Source organism: Mycobacterium sp. (assembly GCF_050701675.1).
Classification (GTDB): domain Bacteria; phylum Actinomycetota; class Actinomycetes; order Mycobacteriales; family Mycobacteriaceae; genus Mycobacterium.
Genome location: NZ_JBOGDD010000303.1, coordinates 1 through 6425 on the forward strand (window position 1 = coordinate 1; position 6425 = coordinate 6425).

The window sequence follows — 6425 nt, forward strand, 5'->3', positions numbered from 1 at the left end:
GCGAGGATCGTTGCCATGGTCATGCCCCCAACATCTCGCGCGCCGCACTGATCCGCCCTCGTGCGTCGACTCGCTCGCAGCACTCGACGTATTGTCTTGCCCGCTCGGCATATTGGGACGAGTTGCCCTCGGCCCTTGCCAACAGCGCACGCGATTTCAGCCACCACAGGTCCAATGCGGGGATGCCGGGCCGACGGGACTGCCACTCGTCGATGACGAGACGGACCTCGGCGAGGTCGGTGGGCGCTCGTCGCTCGATGAGGAGTTCGACGAGGACTTCGGCGGGACAGCCGATGAACACCCGACTTCCGCGATCCAGATGGCGGCCGACCAGATGACGAAGTTCGTCGATTGCCTGGTCACGTCGCCCGCTGCGCGCGGTGTCCAACGCCAGGTCGGTTTGAATGCAGGAAAGGACCATCATCAGCGCATTGGTCTTCTGGACACTCGCACTCGCCCGTCGGAGGAGGTCGATCGCCTCGTCGCGTGAACCATTCCTGGCGCGCAACAGGACGGCTCCGTAGGCCCACTGTGCGACGGTGATGCCCGCGAGGTCACCGAAGAACTCTGCGCGCCGCAGTGCGGCAGGCATCTCCGCTGTCAGGTCGTCGGTCTGGTAAAGACCCAGCGTGGCCGCCGAGGCCCAGTAGATCAGGATGTACGCGTATCTGATCGACGCCAGCCCGCGCGCTCGGTCCGTCGCCTCTCGAAGACGTCGCCTGCCCCGCTCGACGTCGCCGAGACAGATTTCGAGGAAGCCAGCGAGCGCGTCGGCCGAGGCGACCTCTTCCACGGGCGCCTCGGGCGCCAAGGCATCTATCGACTCGACTACCCGCAGCGCAGCGTCGAACTCGCAGTTGGCGAACCGCCCGAAGGCAACCGCGTTGAGGATGATGCTCATGGCGGCCGAGTCGCAGTCGAGGCCCTCGACCATCGCCTCGAGTTCCGTTGTCAGCGCCGCTGCCTCGGTCACCCTGGTGTCGTTGATGGTCAACGACCAGATGCGTCCTGCCGTGGCGATCGCCAGCGACAACACATCACCGGCAGGTATCGCCAGCTCACGGAGTTCGCGGTAGCGCTCCTCGGCTTCGGCATCCTCGCCGACGAGGAACGCCGTCGACGTCAGCATGGTGCGTGGGGCGATTCGAATCGCGGTGGCGTCGTGGTCGTCGGGCAGCCGGTCGGCGATGTTGCGTGCGCTCTCCCATTGCAGACGTGCGGCTTGGAGGTCACGCGGTCGAAGCCATTCCGCCGCGCGCATGTGCCAGTGGTACGCCTCGGCGAGGTGGCCTGCCGCCTCGAGGTGGGTGGCGATCAGGGCGGCCCTCTCGTCGGCGTTATCCGGGTTGTGGGCTGCGATCGCGGCGGCGAGCCTGCGATGGGCCTCTGACCGGTTCGCGCTCAGCTGCGACTCGTACGCCACCGTGCGGACCAGTGGGTGGCTGAAGCAATAGCGTTGTCGCGGCACGAATTCCGTCTGGACGATCAACTCCGCCGACACGAGCTCGGCCAGCTGCGGAGGTTCGGTGTCCGGTCGCAGCACCCGCAGGGTGTCGATCTCGAACTGGGTGCCGATCACCGCGGCGGCGTTCAGGATCGACTTCGTCTCGGCGGGAAGTCGGTCGATGCGCGCCGCGAGCACCGCTTGCACGGTAGCCGGGACGCCGATCTCGTCGACTTCGCCCGTCAGCCGGTAGGCGCCACGACTTCCGGCGAGCACACCGCGGCCGGCCAGGTCTCGGACGATCTCCTCGACGAAGAACGGGTTACCGGCTGCAACGGCTGCGATCCGTTGTGCCAGCCGCGCCAGCGACGGGTCGGCTCCGAGAATCTGGCCGACCAGACGCACTGCCACTGAGTCCGTCAGCGGCTGCAGCGTGATCGTTCGATCGGAATGGCCGTGTAGCGCTCCCTTGAATTCTGGTCGGTAGGTCGTGACGAACATCGATGTCGTTGCGTGGAGTGTGGCGGCGAAGTCGGCGAGCACGTCGTCGCTCGGCGCGTCGATCCATTGGATGTCCTCCACGACGAAGACGGTTCGGGCGGGGCGGCCCTGGACGGCCCGCGCCAGCACGTCGACCAACCGGCGGCGCCTGCCGTCGACGCTGACCTCCAGTCTCGGTGCGTCGGCGTCGGCCACGCCCAGCGCCTCGAACAGGATCTGCGCGTCGGCAGAACCCGGTGTGAGCGACCCATCACACTGGGTCGCCACGTGCGCGCGGGCCGCGACGTCGCCGAGGTCCGCCACGCTGAACATGGCCTGCAGCAACCTGGACAACGTGCCGAATGCCACGTTGGTGGTGTGCGCTTCGCAGCGGGCAACGACGACGTCGGCGTTCTGACTGGTTGCGATCGTGGTGAACTCGCTGATCAGGCGACTCTTGCCGACTCCAGGGGCGCCGACGATTCCGGCGTGGCCGCCTCGGCGAGCATCGAATAGAGCGCGCAGCGACCGCATCTCGCCGTCCCGGCCAAGGAGGGCGCCTTCGCTGCGCCCCAACACCATCCGTTCCGACTCCACTGCCAGGAGCCGGCGTGCGGGCACCAGCTCGTCCGTGCCCTTGATGGCGACGTCCTCGATCGGCCCCTGCTGGGTGGCGTCCTCGACGAGTCGCGCGGTGGACAGCGAGCACAGCACTCCGCCGGGAGGCGCGGCCGCCTCCATGCGCTGCGCCATGCCGACGGGATGGCCGACGGCGGTGTATCTGCCCGGTCCCGAGCCGATCTCGCCTGCGATCACCTCACCGGAGTTCAGTCCAACGCGGACCTGGAGCGCCTCGCCGTCCCTGAGGAGCACCTCGGATGCGAGGTGCGAGGCGTGGGATTGGATCTCCAGAGCGGCGACGCACGCGCGTAGAGCATGATCCTCGAGTGCCGCCGGGGCGCCGAACAGCGCCATCAAGCCGTCACCGGTGAACTTGTCGACGGTTCCCTGGTAGCGCTGGACCACCGCGGCCGCCCGGTTGAACAACTCGTTCATCAACTCCTGGAGTCGCTCGCCGTCCAGCGCCGCCGCGAGCCTCATCGAGCCGACGACGTCGGCGAACAGCACCGTCACCTGCTTGTGCTCGCCCGTGGTCGATCGTGGGGCCATGGGTGAGCCGCACACGTCGCAGAAGCGCGACCGGGCCCGCAGATCGTTGCCGCAGGACCCGCACCGATCTGTGACGTCAGCGACTGGACTGGTCATCCCCCGTGTTCTTCCCAACCGTCAATACGGGTCCATAGTCCCGCACGAGGCGACGGTGTGGTTCGGATCTGACAACCGGGGCTGCGTCGCCCATGGCGGTTTGGCAGGCTGGCACCCGTGCCTGACTCCAGCATCTCGGCCATCTACGTGGCGTCGCCCGAGGGTGACACCGGCAAGTCGACCATCGCGCTGGGCATCCTTCACCGGCTCGCGGCGACCGTCGCGAGGGTGGGGGTCTTCCGGCCTATCACGCGAATGGGCCAGGACCGGGACTACATCCTGGAGCTCCTGCTGGCCCACACCACGGCGGGCCTGCCCTACGACGAGTGCGTCGGGGTCAGCTACCAACAGCTGCACGAGGATCCGGACGCCGCCCTTTCGGAGATCGTCGACCGCTACCACCGCGTCGCCGAGAGGTGCGACGCGGTGGTGATCGTCGGCAGCGACTACACCGACGTGGCCTCACCAAGCGAGCTGTCGGTCAATGCGCGCATCGCCGTCAACCTCGGTGCACCCGTCGTCCTTGCGGTGCGGGCCAAGGACCGCACCCCCGATGAGGTCGTCCACGTCGTGGAGCTGTGTCTCGCCGAACTCTCCGGACAGCACGCCCACACCGCCGCGGTCGTCGCCAACCGCTGCGACCCTTCTGAGCTGACCGCTGTCGCGGAAGCGCTCGAGCGGGTGGCCCCGAAGAGTTACGTGCTGCCCGAGGAACCGCTTCTCGTCGCACCGTCGGTGGCTGAACTGCGCGACGCGGTCGGCGGGACGTTGACGAGCGGCGACGAGGACCTACTGGGCCGTGAGGCGCTCGGGGTGCTGGTGGCGGGGATGACGGCCGAGCACGTCCTCGAGCGGCTTCGCGAGGGGATGGCCGTGATCACGCCCGGCGACCGTTCCGACGTAGTGCTCGCAGTCGCGAGTTCGCATGCTGCAGAGGGATTTCCGTCGCTTTCGTGCATCATCCTCAACGGGGGGATGCCGCTGCATCCGTCGATCGCCGCCCTGGTGGCCGGCCTCGGCCTGCGGATGCCGATCCTCACCACCGAACTCGGCACCTACGACACGGCGCGCGCGGTGGCGCAGGCCAGGGGGCGGGTGACCGCGGCGTCGGACCGCAAGGTCGACACCGCGCTGACCTTGGTGGACACTTACGTCGATACGGCGGATCTGATTGCGCAGCTGTCGATTTCGGTGCCGTCGGTGGTGACGCCGCAGATGTTCACCTACCAGCTGCAGGACCGGGCCAAGTCCGATCGCAGGCGGGTTGTCCTGCCAGAAGGCGACGACGATCGCATCCTCAGGGCGGCAGGCCGCCTGCTTCAGCGTTCGGTTGCCGATCTCACCATTCTCGGCGACGAACCAGCGGTCCGGGCGCGCGCAGCCGAACTCGGTGTCGATATCTCGGCCGCCGACGTCATCGATCCGCGCACCAGCGAGCTGTGCGATCGGTTTGCCGAACAGTACGCGGAGCTGCGCAAGCACAAGGGCGTCACGGTCGAGCAGGCCCGCGAGATCATCCACGACGTCTCGTATTTCGGGACAATGCTGGTACACAACGACATGGTCGACGGCATGGTGTCCGGGGCGAAGCACACCACGGCGCACACGGTGAAGCCCGCATTCGAGATCATCAAGACGCTCCCGGACGTGTCCACGGTGTCGAGCATCTTCCTGATGTGCCTTGCCGACCAGGTGCTCGCGTACGGCGACTGCGCCATCGTGCCCGACCCGACGGCCGAGCAGCTCGCCGACATCGCGATCTCGTCCGCCCGCACGGCCGCGCAGTTCGGCATCGACCCCAGGGTGGCGATGCTGTCGTACTCGACCGGTACCTCTGGGACGGGTGCCGACGTCGACAAGGTAAGGACGGCAACGGAACTGGTGCGCTCACGGGAGCCCGACCTGCTGGTGGAGGGGCCCATCCAGTACGACGCGGCGGTGGAGCCGTCCGTGGCGGCGACCAAGATGCCCGATTCGTTGGTCGCGGGCCGTGCGACGGTGCTGATCTTTCCCGACCTCAACACCGGCAACAACACCTACAAGGCCGTGCAGCGCAGCGCGGGCGCGATCGCGATAGGGCCGGTGCTGCAGGGGCTGAACAAACCGGTAAACGACCTGTCGCGGGGAGCCCTCGTCGAGGACATCGTCAATACCGTCGCCATCACCGCGATCCAGGCGCAGGACAAGTGAGCGCGCCGCACACCGTACTGGTGCTCAACTGCGGTTCGTCGTCACTGAAATACGCCGTCGTCGAACCGGATTCGGGACGCCAGATTGCGGACGGGATCATCGAGCGGATCGGTCAGGACACTTCGTCTCCTGCCGATCACGAGGCGGCCCTGCGGGCAGCGTTCGACGAGCTGTCCGAGTCCGGTCTGCACCTCGACTCGCTCGGTCTGGTCGCGGTCGGACACCGGGTCGTGCACGGCGGGCCCGACCTCTACCGGCCGACGCTCGTCGATGACGCCCTGATCAGCACGCTCGAGAGGCTCGCCCCACTGGCTCCGTTGCACAACCCGCCCGCGATTCTCGGCATCGAGGTCGCGCGCAGGGTGCTGCCGGATCTTCCGCACGTCGCGGTCTTCGACACGGCCTACTTCCACGACCTGCCCGCCGCCGCGGCGACCTACGCGATCGACCGGGACGTGGCTGCCCGGTGGGACATTCGCCGCTACGGCTTCCACGGTACGTCGCACCGATACGTCAGCGAGCAGGCAGCCGAGTTCCTCGGGGTGCCGCTGGAGTCGCTGAGTCAGATCGTGCTGCATCTGGGCAACGGCGCGTCGGCGTCGGTGATCGTGGGGGGCAGGCCGATCGACACCTCGATGGGCCTGACGCCGATGGAGGGTCTGGTGATGGGCACCCGGTCCGGGGACGTCGACCCCGGCGTCATCATGTACCTCGCGCGCACGGCTGGGATGAGCATGGAGGACATCGAGACGATGCTCAACCGCCGCTCCGGAGTGCTGGGGCTCGGCGGTGAGATCGACTTCCGGGAGCTGCACCGGCTCATCGAATCCGGGGACGCCGATGCGCAATTGGCATACGACGTCTACATCCACCGGCTCCGCAAGTACATCGGGTCCTACATGGCGCTGCTCGGCACCACCGACGTCATCACGTTCACCGCGGGAGTCGGCGAGAACGACGCCGCGGTGCGCCGGGATGCGCTGAGCGGACTCGCCCCGCTCGGCATCGAACTCGACGAACACCTCAACGACTCCCCGGCCAGGAG

3 protein-coding genes are annotated in these 6425 nt (G+C 67.6%); 2 read left to right on the top strand and 1 reads right to left on the bottom strand.

Going from position 1 to position 6425, the window contains the following annotated elements; all coding sequences use genetic code 11:
• Positions 1–19: 19 nt before the first annotated feature.
• Positions 20–3190: an ATP-binding protein gene (locus ACRDUX_RS08965; RefSeq protein WP_526413049.1), complete on the bottom strand. Its 3171-nt coding sequence runs from the start codon at positions 3188–3190 to the stop codon at positions 20–22.
• A gap of 132 nt (positions 3191–3322) precedes the next feature.
• On the opposite strand from ACRDUX_RS08965, the gene pta reads away from it, so the two are divergent.
• Positions 3323–5380, top strand: coding sequence for a phosphate acetyltransferase (gene pta, locus ACRDUX_RS08970; protein ID WP_526413053.1), 2058 nt, complete (start codon positions 3323–3325; stop codon positions 5378–5380).
• On the top strand, positions 5377–6425 hold a 1049-nt coding region (locus tag ACRDUX_RS08975; protein ID WP_526413051.1), incomplete at its 3' end, for an acetate/propionate family kinase. The genes pta and ACRDUX_RS08975, both read left to right, overlap by 4 nt.

Excerpts from the sequence above, each read along its gene's own strand:
- ACRDUX_RS08965 (WP_526413049.1), bottom strand. The coding sequence starts at position 3,190 with ATGACCAGTCCAGTCGCTGACGTCACAGATCGGTGCGGGTCCTGCGGC.